This is a genomic window from Chryseobacterium sp. SSA4.19 (assembly GCF_022601875.1).
In the GTDB taxonomy this organism is placed as follows: Bacteria; Bacteroidota; Bacteroidia; order Flavobacteriales; family Weeksellaceae; genus Chryseobacterium.
In genome coordinates this window covers 115,977-135,976 of record NZ_JAKVIP010000006.1, presented here as the reverse complement: position 1 = coordinate 135,976, position 20,000 = coordinate 115,977, and the positions used below count along the sequence as shown (strand labels likewise).

Sequence of the window (20,000 nt, the reverse complement as noted above, 5' to 3'; positions counted from 1 at the left end):
AGATAACACATTTCTTCTGAGCGGTCAATGATGTATTTATTCCGCAAATCTGTATCCAGGATCTATTAATTGATTCCTATTACTAATTAATGTTTCGGCTTTTCTTCGTCATTGTGATGGAAACCAATGATTCTTCTAGGTTCTTCTACCGCTTTGTAAGAGTCCAGTTCAGCCTTTAAACCATGCATCCTGTATTGGAATTGGTCAGCGTTATTGATGGAAACATCTCTTAAAAATTCTGCTATCTGATCTAAATATTCCCCTGTAAGTTTTCCGGCCGCGTCACGCAAAGCTCCATCAAGAAGAGTTTTATCAATCTTCAGTTTTTCATTTCCGGTTTTGTAATACAGATGTTTGATCCGTTTCTTCAGGCTTTGAGTAAAATCGATCAGCATGGTATTGCTGAATACCTTCATACTGGAGGAAACTCCATTCCAGAAAGGAATCTGGTCTGCCTTATTATTTTTTAAAATTTTATATAAAAGGGAATCCTTGTCCAGATTTTTGGTCATGGCATACAGGATAATCTCCGACCGTTCTGCAAGGTTAGGCGGAAATACCGGAATCATAACATCGAACCTTCCCGGAGCAATGATTTCTTCATCGATATCTGAAACAGAAGTGGCAGAACCCACCATCAGGACATTTTCCTGTTCGAATTTTGAAATGTAATGAAGAATAATCTCCTGGGTTTCAAGATTACAGGAAGCAATATTATTTTCCGCTTTTCTTGCCATCATAATTTCATCAAAATCATCAAGGAACAGCATGACTTTATCTTCTTTCATCATGGTTACCAGAAAATCATTGAAATTGATTTGATTTCCGTCTATAAAAGAGGTTCCCAGATAATGTTTTTTTACTTCTTTAAACTGATACCCTATAATTTCCGCAATCTTTTTAGCCCAGAAAATCTTACCGCTCCCCGGAGGACCATATAAAATAATTCCTACCGGCTTATTGATTCCCCAGTCTTTGATCTGCTGCGGATTTATAAAAGGCTCTAGAACACCGGAAATAAAGAAAAACAGATCGCGGTATCCTATAAAATCTCTTTTCTGAAGGCTGGTGGTATGGCCGAAATAGTTGTAGACAAACTGATAGTTTCCACCCAGTTTATTGTCTATGCCGTAACTTGAAACGGAAGATTTAAAAAACCCGTTGTCGAAAATATTCGGGGTTATTTCCTTTATGGCTTCTTCTACTTTTTCTTTTGGCTGATTGATTTTATCGGCAATCTGATCCGGTGTTTTTATTTTACCCAGATCTTTTTCATAACGTTTTAAAAAGTCTATATTTTCACGGGCGAATTTTTCAAAATCCTTTTTTACTTCAAAATTCGTGCTGATGCATTCACCAAGTTCAAGATCAAAATCCTGGATAAACTGTTTGATGGCTTCGGCAGATACTTCAAGCTCCTGAGCAAGTTCAATCAATTTCATAATTACCTATTAATACAATAAATATAATGAATTTTGAGAAATCAGGAAACCGTTTGAATTGATTTTAAGTAAGAAACAAATATAATCGATCCAAAGTATTTATGAAACGGTTTTGTAACAATTCACAACCTCCAGAGACTATTATAGAGTAAAACAAATTACATGGAAAAAATTTTATCTGTCAAGAATCTGACTAAAAAATTCAGGAGAACCGTAGTCAACAATATTTCCTTTGATGTAGAAAGAGGGAACGTTTACGGACTTTTAGGCCCGAACGGAAGCGGGAAATCCACTACTTTCGGAATGCTGCTTTCTACCATTAACCCGACAAGCGGAGAATGGTACTGGTTCGGAAAAAAGGGAACTGATCCGGATACGCTTAAAAAAATAGGAGCCATCATCGAACAGCCGAATTTCTATCCTTACCTGAGTGCAGAGACCAATCTTAAAATTGTAGCTGAAATCAAGGGAACACCCCACAAAAGAATTGATGAAGTTTTACAAACAGTAAATCTTTTAGACAGAAAAAAAGATACGTTTAAAACTTTTTCTTTAGGAATGAAACAGCGTCTCGCCATTGCTTCTGCCATGCTTAACAACCCTGAGGTTATGATTCTGGATGAGCCTACCAACGGACTTGACCCTGAAGGAATTATCCAGATCCGCGAAATCATCAGCAATATCGCCAAGCAGGGCATTACCATCATTATTGCCAGTCACCTTCTGGATGAAATTGAAAAGATTTGCAGCCATGTGATTGTTTTAAAGGAAGGAAATGCCATTTATTCGGGAAGAGTGGATGAAATCACTACGAACAATGGATATTTTGAGTTAAAGGCAGACAATAATACTTTACTGATGAGTGCGCTGGAAGAACTTCAATGGTTCACTTCCGTAAAACAGGAAGGCGATGTGCTGAAAGCCCAGATCCGGGATGATGCCTCAATCTCTGCATCCCTTCTTAATCAGAAGCTGGCTGAAAAAGGAATTTACCTTTCTCATCTGAATAAAAAGAAAATGTCTCTTGAATCCCAATTCCTTGAACTTGTAAAAAACACGCATTAATCATGACCAAACTATTAAAACTAGAATATTACAAAAATCTGAATTACAGGCCCTTCAAGATTTTTACGGCACTTTACTTTGTGATTCTTATTGCATTGCTCTTCATCGGGTTAATTGATTTTGATCTTTTTGGAGGAACCATCAATCTGAAAGAGGAAGGCATCTATAACTTCCCTGAAATCTGGAATTTTACAACGTGGATTGTTGCTCTTCTTAAAATATTCCTGGGGCTGATTATTGTTTTTTCCATCTGCCAGGAATTCAGCAACCGGATGTTTAAACAGAATACGATTGACGGACTGAGCAGGACAGAATTTATCAATTCAAAGCTATTAACCATATCTATTTTCACTATTGTTTCCACAGTTATGGTCTTTGCCATTACCATGTTTCTGGGATATCATTATTCTAAAACCACAGCTTCCGAAGCTGTTTTCAGAGAAATTTTCTTTATTGGAAATTATTTTGTAAAACTGTTCACTTTTTTCTGTTTCCTGATGTTCCTTTCGATTCTCCTGAGAAAATCGGTTTTTGTATTTCTTGCTTTATTTGTATTCTGGATTGCCGAAGGAATTTTATCAGCGGTAGAAGTATTTACCAAAGTAAAAGGACTTCAGGGACCTCAGAGAAACGAGGTTCTTCAGAACGACTTTTTTTTCACTCATCTATTACCGCTTGAAAGTATGTCGAGCCTTATCCCTAATCCGATGATGAGGCTGAATATGGCCAAGATGATGGGAATGAAATACGAATTCCACTATCCTACGGAAAGCATGATTGCCTGCCTGGTGTGGTGTGGAATTTTCATCTTCGGATCGTACTGGATTTTAAGAAAAAGAGACTGGTAAGCTTTCTGATTAAAAAATTAAAGATTTAAATATTAAAGATAATTGCCTTCATATTTGAAGATTGTTTTGAAAGTGATTCGTTTTCGGATCACTTTTTTGTTATGCAGAAAATGAACGAATTGATTTTTTCATTAATTTTATCAAAAACGATATCCATGAAGAAAATATATTATGTTCCGGGATTAATAAGTGCTTTACTGATTCCTGTTCTGTTCTGGTATTACGGAAATCAGAGAGTTCATCCACAGTATATGGTGATGGATTTAGGGCTTCCTGCAAAACATAATTACAGCGATGATTTTGATAATACATTTGAACCGTTTCGAGACTGGAATTATAAAAAGATTATCGTCCAACCCAACACGGCTCTGCAAAACCAATCCTATTATGTTTCTGAATTAAAAACACTTCAGGCAAAAAATAAAAAAGAAACAGGAATTGAATTTATAATCGGAGATAAAAATAATTATCAGGATTTTATCGCCTTAATTGATGCGATGAAACTGGCTAAACAGGAAACTTATGGAGTGGATATTGGAAAAACCAATCATTTTTTTGCGGTTCATATGTATAAAGATCCGAATATATCTGAAAGAAGTTATGATGTCATTGAAGGTTGTGTAGTTTATATAGATGATTTCAAAAAGGGTACTTTAAATATAATTATGCCTGAAACATTTGTAGGTCATCTCCCTAAGCAATCCTATTATCTCATCTTAGGATTTTTATTATTTCTAAACATTTCAATGTTAAGTATTAAAGAAAGGTTTCAATTACAATAATTAGAATAAAATTCTTAATTCCACATTGCCATATTTTGTATTGATTGAATGTACTTTAAAAAAAAGACTGCCTTTCGGCAGCCCTTCAATCACTTTCACTTAAAACACACTATTTTTTATCTTTTTCAAGCAAACTCAGATATTCTCCGTAGCCTTTTTCTTTCATTTCCGCTTTCGGAATAAATTTCAAAGAAGCACTGTTGATACAGTAACGAAGACCACCTTTATCCTCAGGGCCATCATTAAAGACGTGCCCAAGGTGCGCATCGCCCGTTTTACTCCTCACCTCAACTCTGGTCATGCCTGCGGTTCTGTCTAATTTTTCTTCCACCAGCTTTTTGGTGATCGGCTTGGAAAAACTCGGCCAGCCACAACCCGACTCAAACTTATCGGTAGAAATAAACAAGGGCTCGCCCGTCGTAATATCTACATAAATACCTTCGCGGGTTTCATCCCAGTATTCATTTTTAAAAGGCATCTCCGTACCGTTTTCCTGAGTTACTTTATACTGTTCTGAAGTCAGTTTTTCCTTTAATACTTTTTTATCCTGCTTCTGGTACTTTGTTTCCTTTTTCGGCGGGTTGGCATTTCTCGCCATTTCAAATAATCCCGGTTCAATGTGGCAGTAGCCTCCCAGATTTTTATCCAGGTAATCCTGATGATAATCTTCTGCTTTATAGAAGTTTTTTAGAGGGATAGTTTCCACAACAACAGGTTTGTTGTAATTCTTAGCCAGTTTTGCCACTTCCGCCTTCACAATAGCCTCCGTTTCTTTATCGCTTGAGTAAATTCCTGTTCTGTACTGATTTCCTCTGTCATTTCCCTGTTGGTCAATACTGGTAGGATCAATGGTTTTAAAATATAGACCAATCAACAGTTTCAGATCGACTTGTTCAGGGTCATATTTTACCTTTACCGTTTCTGCAAAACCTGTGGTATGGCTTACCACTTCTTCATAAGTAGGATTTTTAGTATTTCCGTTGGCATAGCCCACTTCTGTTCCCACGACTCCTCGGACCTGTTGAAAAAAGTGTTCGGTTCCCCAAAAACAACCTCCGGCAAAGTAGACTTCTTTTACATTTTTATTGTTCATAATGTTCTCATTTTCTTTTGTAATCCCGGCAGCCTTCATCTTTTTAGAATCTCCGCAACCCATAGCAAATACTCCTATTCCCAGAATGACTCCGAGAAGTACTAATATATTCTTCATTTTTATTTTTTTATTCATTTCATTTTAATTTAAACAAACCTCTTCGGATATCTTTTAAGTGCTTCATCACTATGCAAATTTCACACTAAATAATAAAAACTTCACAATGATACTATCTATCACAATTATAGGATAACTAACCGTTTCCGTTCAATTGTATATACGAAAAACAGAGATAAACGGTTTTAGAAAATTGCTTTTTTGCAGGCATTTAATATACTGATTAAGCAGATTATTATATTGTTTAAAAACTGTTTGGTCAGATAAAAAAAGAGTTTACAAATAGAACAATTAGTTTTACATCTAAAATTCCACAAACAAAAACCTCACTGATAAAGCAAGGTTCATAATACATAGTTAAGGTTTTCTGTTAACGCATCAGATCATCATTCTGTTCTTCATGATCATCATCATTATCACTTAAACCCCAATAGCTGTTTTCCTCATCTTCACCGATATCATTGGTTCCGGCTTCACGATCAGTTCCGGGGATATCAAGACCTTTGTCTAATGTGTCTTCATCTGCATCTTCATGAAAAATGGGTTTTCCATCTCCGTCAATCGGAATATGTTCTTCCTGATTGAAAATATCTTCATTGGCTGTATACTCTCTCTGCTCCAGTCTTCTTTCTTGTTCTTGTTCGCTATTTTCATGCATAATCATTGTATTTAGTGTTGGATAATAATTAAACAAAAATAATTCCAATCACGGTTTATATCAGGAATATATCTCAGGATTGACACAGGACGGCATTTTCTCATGTTTAGAAACAGCGATCAGATTTTCAGCAGCCAGCTTTGCCATTTCGGTTCTCGCTTCTATGGTTGCTGAGCCTACATGCGGAAGCACACATATATTGGACAGTTCCAGAATAGGATCATCTTTAAAAATCGGTTCTGGGTTTGTAACATCAAGCCCGGCACCCCAGATTTTCTTTTCGGCCAATACATCATATAAATCTTTCTGATGGTGAAAACCACCTCTTGCCGTATTGATAAAAATAGCATTCTCTTTCATTTTTTCAAAAACAGAACGGTTAAAAAGCTCTTTCTGCTCAGGTTTGAAATTTGCGTGGATGCTCAGCACATCGGAAGCGGCAACCAATTCCTCAAAGGAAACATAGCGGGCATTCAGTTCTTTTTCCGCTTGCTCGTTGTGGTGACGGTTGTGATAAATAATCTCCATATCAAAAGCAGCCTTTGATTTTTTCGCCATTTCAATACCTATTCTTCCCAGCCCGAAAATTCCCAGTGTTTTCCCATAAAGTTCCTGGCCCAACGCATGTAGCGGATCAAAATCTCCCCAATTCCCGGCTTTCACTTTTTCAAAATTATAGCTTGCCCTTCGTGCAACGGACTGCATTAGCAGAAATGCCACATCGGAAGTTGCCTTGCTTAAAACATCAGGCGTATTCCCAACCGGAATATTTCTCTGTACTGCTTCTTTTATGTCTACATGGTCAAAACCTACGGAATACAGGGCAATCGCTTTTATATTAGGACATTCATTAAAAAAATCCTGATTATATTTAAAATCGGCTCCCACACTTAAAATCATATCATGGCTTTTACAGTAGCCCAACCACTCTTCATGAGACAGGTTTTCATGTTCCGGAATAAAAACTTGCAGGCCTGCTTCCTCCAGCATTTTGATTCCTTCTTCAGGAATCCTTTTATTGACGAATACTTTCATATAGCTTATAGTATTTTATTAAAAACAATATTCTAGGATCAAAAAGCAAACCATCCGGATAGTATATAACTTAAAGATTATGGCTTTCCTTATTTGTTACGGGTTTCAGTAAAAAATCCTAAATTTGCATCTTATCAAATTGATTAAGCAAAGCAATACCTATACTTATGACATCACAAGAGATTCGTCAGAAATTTTTAGATTATTTTAAAAGTAAAGACCACCTGATTGTTCCCTCGGCGCCTATCGTGCTGAAAGACGATCCCACCCTTATGTTTTCCAATTCAGGGATGACGCAGTTCAAAGACTTCTTCTTAGGCTACAAAACGCCTACTGCCCCGAGAATTGCCGACACACAAAAGTGTCTGAGGGTTTCAGGAAAGCATAATGACCTCGATGATGTGGGCAGAGATACCTATCACCACACCATGTTTGAAATGCTTGGAAACTGGTCTTTTGGGAATTATTTCAAAAAAGATGCTATTGCTTTTGCCTGGGAACTATTAACGGAGGTCTACGGCATTCCGAAAGATAATTTATATGTCACTATTTTTGAAGGTGACGCTTCCGAAAATCTGGAAAGAGACCAGGATGCTTATGATTTCTGGAAATCCCATATTTCTGAAGACCGTATTATCAATGGAAACAAAAAAGATAATTTTTGGGAAATGGGTGAAAGCGGACCGTGCGGGCCATGTTCGGAAATTCATGTGGATTTGAGAACTCCGGAAGAAAAAGCTAAAGTTTCAGGATTAGATTTGGTTAATAACGACCATCCTCAGGTAGTGGAAGTATGGAACCTCGTTTTCATGGAATTCAACAGAAAGGCTGACAAATCATTAGAAAAACTTCCTGCGCAACATGTAGATACAGGAATGGGATTCGAACGTCTTTGTATGGCGCTTCAGGGGAAATCCTCAAACTATGACACTGACGTATTCACACCTTTAATTGCTAAAGTTGAAGAACTTTCAGATAAAAAATATACAGGCGTTTTAGAAAACGAAAAAGATATCGCCATCCGTGTGGTGGTAGATCACATCAGAGCGGTTGCTTTTGCCATTGCAGACGGACAGCTGCCTTCAAGCGGAGGTGCCGGGTACGTGATCAGAAGAATTTTGAGAAGAGGAATTTCTTATTCTTACAGATTCCTGGACATGAAAGAACCTTTCCTTTATAAATTGGTGGCCGTTCTCCAGGAGCAAATGGGAGCATTCTTCCCTGAGCTTGAAAAACAGGGAAATCTTGTCACTGAAGTGATTAAAAGTGAAGAAGAGTCTTTCTTAAAAACGATTGAAACAGGACTAATCAGAGTTGAAAAGTTAATTCAGCAGACGATTGATAATAATCTGAAAGTTTTACCAAGCGAAGAAGTGTTCGAATTGTATGACACGTACGGATTCCCGGATGATTTAACAAGAATTATTGCTGAAGAAAAAGGATTGACCATCGACGAAAAAGGTTTCAAAGCGGAAAGAGAAAAGCAGAGACTGCGTTCAAAAGAAGATTCTGCCCAGAAAGTATACGATTGGGTAACGCTGGAAGAAAGAGCAGAAAATTTTGTCGGTTACGACAAGACAGAGTCTGAAACCTATATTACAAAATACCGGAAAGTAGAAAACAAGGACGGCGAATTTTACCAGGTCGTATTAAGCGAATCCCCTTTTTATCCGGAAGGCGGAGGACAGATCGGTGATAAAGGGCTTCTTGAAAACGCTACGGAACATTTTGAAGTCCTGGAAACCAAAAAGGAAAACGGATTGATCATTTCTCTGATCAATGGCCTTCCTAAAGATGCAGGGGCTTTATTCTATGCTAAAGTAAATGAAAACGACAGAAAAAATTCTCAGGCGAACCACTCTGTTACTCACTTGTTGCATGAAGCTTTGAGAGACGTTCTGGGGACCCATGTTGAGCAGAAAGGTTCATTCGTTGGCCCGGATTATCTGCGTTTCGACTTCTCGCATTTCAGTAAGATGACGGAAGAAGAACTGGCTTCGGTGGAAGAAAAAGTAAACCGTAAGATTAAAGAAAGCATTGCATTACAGGAATTCAGAAATATCCCGATTCAGGAAGCTCTGGATAAAGGTGCTATGGCATTGTTCGGTGAAAAATACGGTGACAATGTAAGGATGATCCAGTTCGGAAGTTCAAAAGAACTTTGTGGAGGAACCCATGTAAAAAATACCATTGAGATCGGTCATTTTAAAATTGTTTCTGAAAGCTCCGCCGCGGCAGGAATCAGAAGGATCGAAGCGATCTCAGGCGATAAATCTGAAGAGTATTTCAAAAATTTAGAAAAACAGGTCACCGAACTTTCTCAATTGCTGAAATCTAAAGATATTGTAAGATCCATTGAAAAGCTGATGGAAGAAAATGCTTCTTTGAAATCTGAAGTGGATGCATTGAAGAAAGAAAAAGCAAAAGGAGAAATCGGTGACTGGAAAGGAGCTTACGAGCAAAAAGGCGATAAATTGCTCTTGGTAAAAAGAACTTCCTTAGATGCCGGTTCGGTAAAAGATATTGTCTTCCAGCTGAAGAAAGAAATCCCGACTTCAATAACGGTTATCCTGTCTGACGCAGACGGAAAACCGATGATTACCGTTGGCGTTTCCGATGATTTGGCAGGAATTTATCAGGCCGGAGCACTCATTAAAGACTTAGCCAAAGAAATCCAGGGCGGCGGCGGCGGAAATCCGGGCTTTGCAACAGCAGGAGGAAAGAATCTTGACGGACTGGAAAATGCGTATCAGAAAGCGTTGAATATTTAATTCCAATACCACTATTACCGATTACGGTCATTGATAAAGATTAGATTCTACTATTAGAAATTAATTTAACCAACGATCCCTTTCAAATTGAAAGGGATCGTTGGTTTTATAAAATCAATCCTCCGTCACCTCAAGTAGAGTTTTGCAAAAACTTGTATCGGGAAGTTTGTGATTGGGAGAAAATTTTGCACTTCGGCTCACCGGTCTTGATACATTTTTCTCCGCTGCGCTGCGAAAAACATTAAGCTCTCCATACAAAATTGTTTTTCAAATAATTTTTACTCGAACTAACGGAAGTTAAATTCCAGAAATAGTTTTTACTTTTCAAAGCCTTAAAAACTCTTAAATAAATTCCTTTTTCCATTCTTTCAGGAATTGAAAAATAGAAAAATCAGCAGTACTCCATTGAAATACAGAAGATTTTATTTTTAACAAAAGATTATATTTTCTGTTGTCGTTTTGTAACATTCTTATCAATAGTTTTGTCCTATCAATAAAAAACTAATGGCAAAATTTCTATCTCCTCTATTTTTATTTTTTACAGTACTGTTTTTCAGCCAGACTCAGCTTAAGGTATTTAACAAAAACAGCAGACAGCCAATACAGGATGCTGCAGTATATTGTGATGACAACCTGTTGGGAAAAACAAACCAGGAAGGTATCCTGAATTTCAAAACAAAATGTAAGAAAGTAGAAATCCTGGCCAGCAATTATGAAGATGCTTTAGTTGAGGTAAAGAAAACAATAGATGTTTCGATGCAGCCATTGTCTGATAAAATGAGCACGATCGACCGCGTGGTGATCCAGGACAAAAGCGATCCGAGAGCCTTGAGGATTTTGGATGAATTGAATAAAAGAGCCAAAGATAACTCTCCAAAGTCTCTGGATTCTTACGATTTTAAATCGTATACTAAATTTTCTATCGATGTTGATAAGGATTCTGTCGATACCTTTAAAAACTTCTTAGCCGTCCGAAAAGATTCTCTCTCAAGAGTAGAGAAAACAGAAGTTAAGCAGAAAGAGAAAGAAATAAAAGATTCGCTGATTGCTGAAGATTTCCTGAATGCTTCACAGGAAAGCCAGATGTTCCTATGGGAAAAAGCCACAGAATACAAGTATTCTAAAAGTTTTGGCGAAAAAACCAATATTATCGATAATAGGATGTCGGGTTTTAAAAATCCGATCTACGAAGCTCTGGCGATTAATATTTCCAATCTTGACCGAACACCGAGACAGTTACTACCTGAGAACAGAAAACTGTTTAATTTTTATCTTTCCGATACCTTACAGCTTGATGGCAGAAAAACGTATATCATTAAATTCAAGGAAATTACAGACAAGAAAAGACAAAATCCTAGAAAGTTCAACGGGAAAATCTATGTCGATTCTGAGACGTATGCCTTGAAAAAGTTTGAAAGTGCCAACAAAAAAAGAAATGAAGGCGATATTGTTTCTGTCTGGAAACCGATTAACGGAAAATGGTTTTTGGATTATGAAGATATTAAACTGAAAATGGGCGACCAGACTTTTAATGTTTCAAAGAAAGACAGCGTAAAAACCGACAGTTTAAAAAAAGGTCAGCATCTCAGTGAACGACAGAAGTATAACCAGAAAACGTTTGGGAATTACCTCTATGTAACCAACCGTTTTTTTGATTTTAAACTGAATGAGGAGCAGAAAGCTTCAGATTTTAAAGGCTATTCTCTGGAAATGAAAAATTCTGACGGAAGTCTTCTGGACAAATACAGAACCGACAGTCTTACCGCAAGAGAAAGCGCAACCTACACGAAAATCGACAGCTTTGTAGATAAACATAATTTTGAAAAGAAGCTTGGTTTTCTAACCCAATTGCTCAGGGGGAATCTCCGTTATAAAATGATTGATTTTGACATTACCAAGCTTTTCAGTTACGATAAATACCAAGGCGTTCGTTTGGGAGCGGGACTGAAACTGAATGAAAAATTCAACAAAACATTTTCACCCGATGCTTATTTCGGTTACGGGTTTAAAGATCATACCTGGAAGTATGGTTTAGGTTTAGACATAAAATTATCTGATAAAAGAACTTCTGTTTTCAGGGTTGATTATGTAGATGATGTCTTTGCGGCAGGAAGATTCAGCAATACGATGTGGGACATGATGATGAAAGTAAATGACCTGAATCTTGATCTTCACAACGCGAATTTCTATAAGAATCAGAAGTGGGAAGCATCTTACATATATGATATTTCGAATTCTTTAAGTATGAAGATTGCTGTGAATAAAGAAAAGCAACAGGCTCTTTTTGATTACAACTATAAAAATTTAGGCAACCAATTCGACAATACAAGCGCTACCCTGTCGTTTAAATTCTCTCCGAATGATAAAAACATCATGACACCAAGCGGAAAATACACTTATGAAAAAAGTTTTCCACAAGCGTATGTAAACTTCGAAAAAGGTTTTGAAATACTGGGCGGAAATTTAGATTATTACAGGGCAGATGCCTTGATTATTCATCAGTTCAGATCAAAATTGGGGTATACCAATATTAAACTTTTCGGTGGAATTTCTTCAGGAATGGCTCCGATCTGGAAGAACTTTGAAATTGCAGGTCAGAACGACAGAAATCCGGATCACTGGTATTCCAATATCAGCACGCCGTCTAATCTCGGGTTTACGACCATGCCGGCAGGAACTTATTTTGCAGACCGATTTGCCGCATTTAAAATTACACAATCCCTGCCATTCAGGTTTAAAACCTTTGGCAGCAGATATTCCAGCATTGAACTTGAATACCAGTCAGCGATAGGCAATATGAAGAACAGAGCAGACCATCAGTTTGATTTTCATGTTTTGGATCATTATTACCAGGAAGTCGGATTTATCTGGAACAGGTTCCTGGGCAGGAATTTCGGTGTAGGCTTTTCTTACAGGCTTGGACATTATCAGACTTCCCAGTTCAAAGATAATTTCGGGATAAAATTCAGGTTTAATGTCCTGAATTAAGATCATTTAAATCCATTTCTAAAAGAGAAAATTGAAAGTTATAATAATGGCAGGTTTTTAGAACTTATTCTAATCCGATTAATATATTCATCATTGATTTACAGTATGTAATACCGGACTTCTGCTTTATCAGGATTTATCTTCCTCATAGAATTCTATAGGATAAAACTTTTTCAGAATCAGAAATATCATTAATTTTGATGCAGCATTTATGAAAAGGATCTTATCAATTATATTTTTCTGGACCTTCATTCTGGGATATTCCCAATCAAGAATCAGGGTTATTGACGATATAACAAAGATGCCTGTTTCCCATGCTTCTGTTTCGTGTAACCATACTGTCTTAGGATACACGGATGTTAAAGGCTTTCTGGAGTTTTCAACCTCATGCAGCCGTATTGAAATATCTGCTGACCGGTACGGGCAGCAATCAGCTGAAGTGGGAAAAGATATGCAGATTGCCCTGCTGAAGCATTCCTCTAAAACCACCGCCATTGAAACTGTGATCATTGAAGATAAAAGTGATCCCAGAGCCTTGGAAATCCTGAAAAAAGTGGAACGGATGTTCCGGGAAAATTCGCCCAAAAGCCTCGAATCTTATTCTTATAAATCCTACGAGAAGATCTCTATGGACATTGATGAAGACAGCCTCGTCCAGTTTAATGAATTTTTCAGGAACAGCAATTTTATTAAGAAAAAAAGAGAAAAAGATTCTCTGAACAATATTTCTGCGAGAAACATATTTGCCCGGAGCAAACTGTTCCTCTGGGAAAGAGCCCAGGAATTTTTATATTCAAAATCTTACGGGGAAAAAATCAACATCCTCGACAACAGGATTTCGGGCCTCAAACAGCCCATCTACGAAATGATCGCCCTCCAGCAAAGCAACAGGGACCGTCTGCCCACACAGCTGAAAAAGGAGAACAGAGGGCTTTACCGGTTTTTTTTAACAGATACGATAGAGATGGACGGAAGGAAAAATTTTGTGATCCGTTTCCGGGAAGTTAATTATAAAAAGTCTGATAAAAAAAGGAAATATAACGGTGCAATTTATATTGACACCGAAACCTACGGTATTAAAAAGATAGAGAATTTCAGTAAAAATAAAAACGACGGGATTATTACAAGCACCTGGACTTATTTTAATCACAAGTGGTTCCTGGCCCACGAAACCGTAAAGCTGAAAATGAGCAATATGGTGCTGGAAGAAGATAGCAGGGAACAGGAACATCCTGAAGAGAAACATGAAAAAAAACATAAACAGAGTTTTGGCACCTATGCTTTCCTGAGCTCGAGATATTTCGATTACCAGTCACCCATTGTAAATAACAAAAACGATTTTAAAGGATATACTTTTTCTGTAAAAAATATCGGCGGGAAAACCTTGGACCGATACCGTACCGACCCTTTAAACGCAAGAGAAAAAAATACATATACGACCATCGACAGCCTGGGTAAAATTTATAATATCGATACTAAGGCAAGAGTCCTTACAGGCTTACTGAACGGGCAGATCCGTACAGGATCCCTGGATTTTGCAGTGGATGAAATTGTAAACTACAATTTATATGAAGGGTTCAGAGTAGGTTTAAAAGCTAAGCTCAATGAAACCTTCAATCCTTATTTTTCACCGGATTATTATTTTGCTTACGGCTTCAAAGATGACCGGTGGAAATACGGAATCGGGCTTGATATGAAGACAACTCTTGATAAAAATTCATTTTTCAGGATCGATTATACAGATGATGTAACAGCTTCCGGAGAGTTTTACAGAAGGCTCTGGAATTTTAAAATGAGAATGGCCAACTATGGAAACAACATCCAGAATGACCGGTATTACCGTTTCAGAAGTGCTTCTTTTTCTTATCTCAACGATGTCACCAATGGACTGACCCTTGTTTTTGCCGCAAGAAGGAATTATGAAGAAGCTTTATTTGACTATTCATTCAGGAACAGAGGACCCGGTTTTGATAATTTCAACACGTTATTCACCTTAAAATTCTCGCCGAACTCTACCAATATTATGACGCCACAGGGAAAATCCCTGATCGACCAGAAATATCCGGAACTGTATTTCAATTATGAACAGAGCTATACATTTTTTGGCGGAGATTTTAATTATACCCGTTTCGATGCGCTTTTTGTGCATAATTTCAAAACCATGCTGGGAACAACCGGCTTCAGGTTATACGGCGGAATTGTTCTGGGTGATGCTCCGATCTGGAAAAACTTTACGATGAACGGTCTGGCTTCTCCAAAAAGGGATTTTAATTTTAACCTGACCTCATTTTTGGGATTTGCAACCCTGGAAGGCGGTAAATATTACAATGACCGGTTTATTGCTTATTACTTCACACACAAGCTGCCGTTTTATTTTAAAAGTTTCGGGCAGAATATCTCAAGCTTTGATTTTGTGCTGAGAGGCACCATTGGGAATATGCAACATCCGGAATACCACCAGTTAAAATTCCGTCCGCTGAATCATTTATATCAGGAAGTTGGTCTGGAATGGAGCAATTTCCTGTCTTCTTATTTTAATTTAGGTCTGTTTTACAGAGTCGGTTATTACACCACTCCGAATTTTATGCAGAACTTTGCGCTTCAGTTTAAACTGAAACTGTTAGAATTTTAGGCCTAAAATCAATCTTAAATAATTATAAACAACAATGCAGAAAATAGAAATACAAGCAGAAAGCTTTTTTGAACTTTTAAAATTAAAGGATACCTCCATGTGGGAGATTTTTGCACAGATGATTGACGGAAATGAAAAAGAAATCATTTTCTTAGACAACGATAACAAAATTCTGTTCAACTATATTTTACCGTCGGAACAGGAAAAACTGGAAGAAGACCGAAAAGAGTTCTCAAAACAGTTTGCCGATAAACTGGCACATCTTAATTGAACGAACTGTAGTTATGAGTAATGAATTATTAATTATAAAGTTATACTCATCATTTATAACTCATCATTCATAACTTTTAAGAACATATCAATGGTTTTTTTAGCTTCCGCAACATCGTGCACCCTGAGGATTTTGGCTCCCTGCTGTAAAACTTTCATGTGCAGCTTCTGGGTTTCCTCATTGATATCCGATGGTAATTTCCCGAGCGGCTTATAGATAAAAGATTTTCTTGAAATACCGATCAGTAAAGGAAATTTTCCAAATCCTAAGTATTTCGCCTCATCGATCATCTTCATCTGGTCTTCCACGGTTTTACCGAAACCGAAACCGGGATCAAGGATAATGTCTTTCACTCCTTTTTCTAAAAGCATGGCTGTTTTTTCAGAAAAATAACGGTTAACGGCAAGTGTAATATCACTAAATTTTACTTTATCGTGCATGGTTTTATAGGACGGGTTAACATGCATCAGGATATAGGGAAGCTTTGTTTCCGCAACGGTATCAAACATGTTGTCATCATACTGGCCTCCGGAAATATCATTAATGAGATCAATGCCTTGCCCATATCCGAATTTAACCGTCTCAGCATAGAATGTATCCAGGGAAACCAGTGCATCCGGAAATTCTTTTTTAACAGAAGAAATAATGTTCCCGATTCTTCTGATCTCTTCTTTAGCCTTTAAAAATTCGGCATTCGGGCGCGTTGACTGCGGACCGATGTCAATGATTTCTGCCCCTTCTTTCAACAGCTTTTCAGCATGAAGAAGTGCTGATTTTTCATTATTGAATTTTCCGCCGTCGGAGAAAGAATCAGGGGTCAGGTTCAAGATTCCCATAATCTTCGGCGTAGATAAACTGATGAGTTTTCCGTTACAGTTCAGCGAATGATAATTGATCATGATAGATGATTTTGCATTCCGCAAAAATACTAACTTCCGGCTTCTTACCTTAAAAAACCAAATGCTAATTTCTGCTACCTGAAACTAATTCGTATATTTGAAAGATCAAGAGAATTTATGTCAGAAACATCAGTACAGTTCGGGAAAATCATTGCGGAATGCCGTGAGCTTTTCAGCAAAAAACTACAGGATTACGGAGCAGCATGGAGGGTTTTAAGGCCAAGTTCGATTACGGATCAGATTTACATTAAGGTCAACAGGATCCGTACCATACAGATGGCCGGCAAAAAGATGGTGGATGAAAGCGAAGAAGGTGAATTTATTGCGATTGTCAATTACTCTATTATTGCGCTGATTCAATTACAGAAAGGCTTTTCCAACGACTTCAATGAAGATACATCAGAGATTTTGGCGCTTTATGACACCTATTCCACGGAAGCGAAAAATTTAATGGAAAGGAAAAATCATGATTACGGTGAAGCATGGAGGGATATGAGGATCTCATCCATTACTGACCTGATCTACCAGAAGGTTTTAAGAACAAAGCAGATTGAAGATAACGAAGGGATTACTATTGCTTCTGAAGGCTTAGACGCCAATTATTTTGACATGCTGAATTATGCGGTGTTTTGCCTGATCAAATTCTCTGAAACAGAAAACAAAGCTGAATCTAAAATTCCATAATATGATCAAAGGTTTATTACGTTTCGTTATTGCCATTATTTTCATCCTTTCCGGATTTGTAAAAGCGGTGGACCTGGTTGGTTTTTCCTTTAAAATGGAAGAATATTTTTCTCCTGCGGTTTTCAACATGCCGTTTTTCGAAAAATTTGCTCTGCTGTTTTCAGTAATCGTAGTGATTTTAGAACTTCTTCTCGGGTTTATGCTTTTATTAAAGTTAAAGCTTAAATTCACCCTTTCGGCACTGATTGTGCTGTGTATTTTCTTTGGTTTCCTGACATTTTATTCCGCTTATTTCAATGTTGTTACCGATTGCGGATGTTTTGGAGATGCTATCAAATTTACACCGTGGCAGAGCTTCATCAAAGATATTGTCCTTTTAATCGGGTTAATTATTGTTTTTATTCTTTACAGGAAAGAATTTAAGAAAAAAGACAGTTACAGCTTCAATACTCAAAAGAACTCAGGAAATAAGTTGAAATATATCTTTTTAGGAATATTTTCAGTTGCCATGATCGTGATCGGCGCATACGGAATTATAAAAGAACCTGTGATTGATTTCAGGGATTATAAAATCGGGACCGACTTAAAATCCGAAAAGGAAAAAATTAATAAGAATCCTTCAGAATATAAGACGTTCTACACGCTCAAAAATCAGAAAACGGGAGAAGTACTGAAGGTAAATCAGGATAATTATATTAAAGAAACGAAATACTGGGCAGAAGGTTCACCATGGAAAATTGAGGAAGGAAAAAATGAATCTTTATTGGTAAAAGAAGGTTATACATCAGAAATCTCCAAATTCAAGATAGAAGACACTACAGGAATGGAAGTTACAGAAGAAGTAATTACTGCACCAAAGGCTATTCTTGTCTTCTCCTATCACCCGAAAGAAGTTTCGCCTGAGTTTTTAAAGCAGGTTGAGGCTGCAGTTAAAAGCAAGGGCGCAAATGTTGTCTACGGTGTTTCTACCGATCCAAACACGTTTAAAACCATTAAAAATATGATGATGGACGGTACTGCCATTAAAACAATTGCCAGAAGCAACCCGTTTGTACTGGTTCTGCAGAACGGTAAAATTGTTGACAAACAGCCTGCCAAGGATTATGTGAAGTAATGAACGACGTATTCATTCATCATCAATTAAAATATTAAGTACTAAATTATATACATTTAATAATGCACAAATCTAATAAACCGATTGCCGGTTACCATCTATTAATGATCCTTTCCTCTGTGGACGGGGAATTTGCTCCGGAAGAAGGAATGATTGTTCAGCAATATTTAGCAGATGAATTTCCTTTCAAAATCAACCTCGACAATGAGCTTGATGCCATTGCCACGCTGCAGCCGGAAGAATGGAAAGATCATTTTGAATTTCATGCCCGTTGTTTTTATGATGATTCTACTGAGGAAGAGCGCAAAAACTTTATCCAGTTTGCAAAGACACTCATTAAAGCGGACAATGTAGTGACGGATGAGGAGCATACTTTTTATACGCTTCTGAAAAACCTTTGGAATATTTAATTAATTGAAAAATTAAAGAATAGAGGTTAGAAATTAGTTTAAAGACTTACTGTAGTTCTAACTTCTAGTTTCTAATCTCTAACTTCTGAAATAAAAATAAAATTATGAGAAGAAAAATCGTTGCAGGAAACTGGAAAATGAATAAAAATGTAATTGATGCCCAACAATTAATGGTTCAGTTACTAAGCTATAAAAACAACCATACCACGAACTGTGAAGTATGGATTGCGCCACCATCCCTTTATCTGATGATGGCAAAAGATATCTTTGAAAAAGATGAGATCGGCGTATTTTCCCAGGATATGAGCGAGCATGAAAGCGGAGCCTTTACCGGTGAGATTTCTGCTGACATGCTGGAATCCATCGATGCTTCAGGCTCTTTGATCGGACACTCTGAAAGAAGACAATATCATGGCGAAACAGATTCCCACTGCAATAAAAAAGTGAAATTAGCCTTGGATAAAGGCCTGATTCCTGTTTACTGTAACGGCGAAACCCTTGAGCAGAGAAAAGCCGGAGAGCATTTTGAAGTGGTAAAAAACCAAACGGAAGTAGCTCTTTTTACGCTTTCTGCAGAAGAAATTAAAAAAGTAGTGATTGCTTACGAGCCGGTTTGGGCAATCGGGACAGGTGAAACAGCAACGCCAGAACAGGCCCAGGAGATCCATGCGCATATCAGAAGTACAATTGCGGCAAAGTACGGACAGGAAACAGCAGATGAAATTTCAATCCTTTACGGAGGTTCTGTAAAACCAGATAATGCAAAAGAAATATTCTCCCAGCCTGATATTGACGGCGGCCTTATCGGAGGTGCTGCTTTGAAACTGGAAGATTTCTCTAAAATTATTGAAGGATTTAATTAAACTGAAAGAGTACTGATCACATGAAAAAGTTCATCTTTCTATGATCTTGGAACTCTTTTGTTTGATGTAATCTATTCTTTTTTATATGATTAGTTTTGTTGGAATTGTGCCTGATGTTCTGAAATATCATTTTGCAACACTTCATATTCTTGTAAATTATTCTGTAGTGTTTATAGATGAAAATTTACCTTTTCATGCATCAATTCCGACGTATCAGGCGATCATCATATTTTTTTAGGAACTGTTTTGATACAGGCATTTCTAATGTACGTTAGTTTCTTTAAAAAGAAAAAACCTGATACCAACATAAATTAAAACGGCGGCATCT

The 20,000-nt window shown here is 37.3% G+C and carries 16 protein-coding genes; 11 read left to right on the top strand and 5 right to left on the bottom strand.

Going from position 1 to position 20,000, the window contains the following annotated elements:
• Nucleotides 1–86 precede the first annotated feature (86 nt).
• On the bottom strand, nt 87–1,442 hold the full coding sequence (locus MKJ01_RS06090; protein WP_241612591.1) for an AAA family ATPase: 1,356 nt from the start codon (nt 1,440–1,442) through the stop codon (nt 87–89).
• Nucleotides 1,443–1,604: 162 nt separating this feature from the next.
• Between MKJ01_RS06090 and MKJ01_RS06085 the strand changes: the two genes are divergently transcribed.
• From MKJ01_RS06085 to MKJ01_RS06075, 3 genes are all read left to right on the top strand, one after another.
• On the top strand, nt 1,605–2,507 hold the full coding sequence (locus MKJ01_RS06085) for an ABC transporter ATP-binding protein (RefSeq protein ID WP_241612590.1): 903 nt from the start codon (nt 1,605–1,607) through the stop codon (nt 2,505–2,507).
• 2 nt (nt 2,508–2,509) lie between these two features.
• Nucleotides 2,510–3,355, top strand: a complete 846-nt coding sequence (locus tag MKJ01_RS06080) for an ABC transporter permease (protein ID WP_241612588.1) — start codon at nt 2,510–2,512, stop codon at nt 3,353–3,355.
• Nucleotides 3,356–3,510: 155 nt separating this feature from the next.
• Nucleotides 3,511–4,137, top strand: coding sequence for a hypothetical protein (locus tag MKJ01_RS06075; protein ID WP_241612586.1), 627 nt, complete (start codon nt 3,511–3,513; stop codon nt 4,135–4,137).
• 109 nt (nt 4,138–4,246) lie between these two features.
• Here MKJ01_RS06075 and msrB read toward each other — a convergent pair whose 3' ends face one another.
• From msrB to MKJ01_RS06060, 3 genes are all read right to left on the bottom strand, one after another.
• A complete protein-coding gene (gene msrB, locus MKJ01_RS06070; protein WP_241632535.1) occupies nt 4,247–5,269 on the bottom strand; it encodes a peptide-methionine (R)-S-oxide reductase MsrB in 1,023 nt (340 codons plus the stop codon).
• 448 nt (nt 5,270–5,717) lie between these two features.
• A complete protein-coding gene (locus MKJ01_RS06065; protein ID WP_241612584.1) occupies nt 5,718–6,005 on the bottom strand; it encodes a hypothetical protein in 288 nt (95 codons plus the stop codon).
• A gap of 60 nt (nt 6,006–6,065) precedes the next feature.
• Entirely contained in the window at nt 6,066–7,040 is a 975-nt protein-coding gene (locus MKJ01_RS06060) for a D-glycerate dehydrogenase (RefSeq protein WP_241612582.1), read from the bottom strand.
• 167 nt (nt 7,041–7,207) lie between these two features.
• Here MKJ01_RS06060 and alaS point away from each other — a divergent pair, with 167 nt between their 5' ends.
• From alaS to MKJ01_RS06040, 4 genes are all read left to right on the top strand, one after another.
• Nucleotides 7,208–9,811: an alanine--tRNA ligase gene (gene alaS / locus MKJ01_RS06055; RefSeq protein WP_241612581.1), complete on the top strand. Its 2,604-nt coding sequence runs from the start codon at nt 7,208–7,210 to the stop codon at nt 9,809–9,811.
• A gap of 504 nt (nt 9,812–10,315) precedes the next feature.
• Entirely contained in the window at nt 10,316–12,799 is a 2,484-nt protein-coding gene (locus MKJ01_RS06050) for a hypothetical protein (RefSeq protein WP_241612579.1), read from the top strand.
• A 211-nt stretch (nt 12,800–13,010) separates the two neighbouring features.
• Nucleotides 13,011–15,431, top strand: coding sequence for a hypothetical protein (locus MKJ01_RS06045; protein ID WP_241612577.1), 2,421 nt, complete (start codon nt 13,011–13,013; stop codon nt 15,429–15,431).
• A 34-nt stretch (nt 15,432–15,465) separates the two neighbouring features.
• On the top strand, nt 15,466–15,702 hold the full coding sequence (locus MKJ01_RS06040; protein ID WP_241612575.1) for a hypothetical protein: 237 nt from the start codon (nt 15,466–15,468) through the stop codon (nt 15,700–15,702).
• A 53-nt stretch (nt 15,703–15,755) separates the two neighbouring features.
• Here MKJ01_RS06040 and folP read toward each other — a convergent pair whose 3' ends face one another.
• Nucleotides 15,756–16,601 (bottom strand): dihydropteroate synthase, encoded by an 846-nt coding sequence (gene folP, locus MKJ01_RS06035; RefSeq protein WP_241612573.1) that lies wholly within the window; start codon nt 16,599–16,601, stop codon nt 15,756–15,758.
• Between the two features lie 117 nt (nt 16,602–16,718).
• On the opposite strand from folP, the gene MKJ01_RS06030 reads away from it, so the two are divergent.
• The 4 genes from MKJ01_RS06030 to tpiA all read left to right on the top strand — a co-directional run bounded on the left by MKJ01_RS06030 (nt 16,719) and on the right by tpiA (nt 19,672).
• Nucleotides 16,719–17,285 carry a DUF1599 domain-containing protein gene (locus MKJ01_RS06030; protein WP_241612571.1) on the top strand — a complete coding sequence of 189 codons (567 nt, stop codon included), beginning with the start codon at nt 16,719–16,721 and terminating at the stop codon, nt 17,283–17,285.
• A gap of 1 nt (nt 17,286) precedes the next feature.
• The gene (locus MKJ01_RS06025; protein WP_241612570.1) at nt 17,287–18,399 is read left to right on the top strand and encodes a BT_3928 family protein; all 1,113 of its coding nucleotides are present in this window, start codon (nt 17,287–17,289) and stop codon (nt 18,397–18,399) included.
• 62 nt (nt 18,400–18,461) lie between these two features.
• Nucleotides 18,462–18,809, top strand: a complete 348-nt coding sequence (locus tag MKJ01_RS06020) for a TerB family tellurite resistance protein (RefSeq protein WP_241612569.1) — start codon at nt 18,462–18,464, stop codon at nt 18,807–18,809.
• A gap of 104 nt (nt 18,810–18,913) precedes the next feature.
• The gene (gene tpiA, locus MKJ01_RS06015) at nt 18,914–19,672 is read left to right on the top strand and encodes a triose-phosphate isomerase (RefSeq protein ID WP_241612568.1); all 759 of its coding nucleotides are present in this window, start codon (nt 18,914–18,916) and stop codon (nt 19,670–19,672) included.
• Nucleotides 19,673–20,000 lie beyond the last annotated feature (328 nt).

Coding starts and splice junctions, on each gene's coding strand:
- MKJ01_RS06090 (WP_241612591.1), bottom strand. CDS start 1,442: ATGAAATTGATTGAACTTGCTCAGGAGCTTGAAGTATCTGCCGAAGCC.
- MKJ01_RS06085 (WP_241612590.1), top strand. CDS start 1,605: ATGGAAAAAATTTTATCTGTCAAGAATCTGACTAAAAAATTCAGGAGA.
- MKJ01_RS06080 (WP_241612588.1), top strand. CDS start 2,510: ATGACCAAACTATTAAAACTAGAATATTACAAAAATCTGAATTACAGG.
- MKJ01_RS06075 (WP_241612586.1), top strand. CDS start 3,511: ATGAAGAAAATATATTATGTTCCGGGATTAATAAGTGCTTTACTGATT.
- msrB (WP_241632535.1), bottom strand. CDS start 5,269: ATGAAGGCTGCCGGGATTACAAAAGAAAATGAGAACATTATGAACAAT.
- MKJ01_RS06065 (WP_241612584.1), bottom strand. CDS start 6,005: ATGCATGAAAATAGCGAACAAGAACAAGAAAGAAGACTGGAGCAGAGA.
- MKJ01_RS06060 (WP_241612582.1), bottom strand. CDS start 7,040: ATGAAAGTATTCGTCAATAAAAGGATTCCTGAAGAAGGAATCAAAATG.
- alaS (WP_241612581.1), top strand. CDS start 7,208: ATGACATCACAAGAGATTCGTCAGAAATTTTTAGATTATTTTAAAAGT.
- MKJ01_RS06050 (WP_241612579.1), top strand. CDS start 10,316: ATGGCAAAATTTCTATCTCCTCTATTTTTATTTTTTACAGTACTGTTT.
- MKJ01_RS06045 (WP_241612577.1), top strand. CDS start 13,011: ATGAAAAGGATCTTATCAATTATATTTTTCTGGACCTTCATTCTGGGA.
- MKJ01_RS06040 (WP_241612575.1), top strand. CDS start 15,466: ATGCAGAAAATAGAAATACAAGCAGAAAGCTTTTTTGAACTTTTAAAA.
- folP (WP_241612573.1), bottom strand. CDS start 16,601: ATGATCAATTATCATTCGCTGAACTGTAACGGAAAACTCATCAGTTTA.
- MKJ01_RS06030 (WP_241612571.1), top strand. CDS start 16,719: ATGTCAGAAACATCAGTACAGTTCGGGAAAATCATTGCGGAATGCCGT.
- MKJ01_RS06025 (WP_241612570.1), top strand. CDS start 17,287: ATGATCAAAGGTTTATTACGTTTCGTTATTGCCATTATTTTCATCCTT.
- MKJ01_RS06020 (WP_241612569.1), top strand. CDS start 18,462: ATGCACAAATCTAATAAACCGATTGCCGGTTACCATCTATTAATGATC.
- tpiA (WP_241612568.1), top strand. CDS start 18,914: ATGAGAAGAAAAATCGTTGCAGGAAACTGGAAAATGAATAAAAATGTA.